Source organism: Cognatiluteimonas telluris, assembly GCF_011320095.1.
Classification (GTDB): domain Bacteria; phylum Pseudomonadota; class Gammaproteobacteria; order Xanthomonadales; family Xanthomonadaceae; genus Cognatiluteimonas; species Cognatiluteimonas telluris.
On record NZ_JAANOY010000094.1, the window covers coordinates 1 to 1,118 of the forward strand.

At 51.5% G+C, this 1,118-nt stretch carries 1 protein-coding gene; it reads left to right on the top strand.

Annotation, left to right across the window (positions count from 1 at the left end; genetic code table 11):
- The first annotated feature begins 172 nt into the window (after window positions 1–172).
- Window positions 173–946, top strand: a complete 774-nt coding sequence (locus G7B67_RS13140) for a hypothetical protein (protein WP_166213150.1) — start codon at window positions 173–175, stop codon at window positions 944–946.
- The last annotated feature ends 172 nt before the right edge of the window (window positions 947–1,118 follow it).

Sequence of the window (1,118 nt, forward strand, 5' to 3'; positions counted from 1 at the left end):
TCTTCTCTTCCCGGAGTGATCCCCTTCAGTCTGCCAGCTCGCCGCTTCTTCCTTGGGCGTCGCAGGTGTTGCACTTACTTTGTTAACCTGCGAGGCCTAACAATTCATTCAAGCCGAAGCCGCTTCGCGGCTCGGCTTAATTCAGGTGTTATGCACCACAGGGGAGATCATCGTGCGTCAAATTGCCACCATTGCTCTGCTTGTGAGCGCGCTACTCGCATTTGGGCCAGTCAATGCACAGAAGGCTCCGCAAATTCAGTCACAGTCGTCGACTGTCACCGGTACCGCCACTAAGGACACAAATCCTGAACTTGTAGCCGCAAGGCAACAGGTCGCGCTGTTGCAAGCTCAACTGGATGTGACCCAAAGGTTTCAAGAGTCCATGATCGAGACCGTCTATTGGGCACTCGGCGGAATATTTGTTGTTGTCGGCCTGCTGCTCGGCTTCGGTTGGTTCGCTAACTTCAAGGTCTACGAGCGGGACAAAGAAGCTTTGAAAGCGGAACTGCAAAGCGCAATCAATTTAAAGACAGCGGAACTTGATTCGTCCGTTTCTGCAAAGGCTGGAGAGCTCTCAGAGGCTGTTTCAAAGCAAGTTGAAGCTGCGGTCGCAAATTCTGAGAGGACTGTAACCGCAGTTATTACAAAGCTATCCGACCAGATTTTTGGACTGGAGTTGATCAATCTTAAAGGCAAAATGGAAGACACCTCCAGCGATAGCATCGCCCTGTCCCACGCCTTAAGTACACTTCGGCTCTGCGCGTCAAGAAGCGTAGATGAAGTGCCGGACATCATCCATTTCATGCTGAAGCGAATTGACAAGGGCGGGAAACTAACTGCAAGAGAAATCACATCTCTAAATAAGCTGTTGGATTCGCTCCCGCCCCACTACGCAACGCTGACGGAAAAGTTGCGCGCAAAAGTTGTTGCCTCAGACATCTTCTAGTGGTGCATAACAATTCATTCAAGCCGAAGCCGCTTCGCGGCTCGGCTTAATTCAGGTGTTAGGCCCCGCACGAAGGGAACTCAATGACCAGCATCCTTTTCAACTTCTGGCTGCGCCGCTTCTCGCTTGTTTTCGCAATCGCATGTGTTGCACTAGCTCTGCTGGAGAGGCT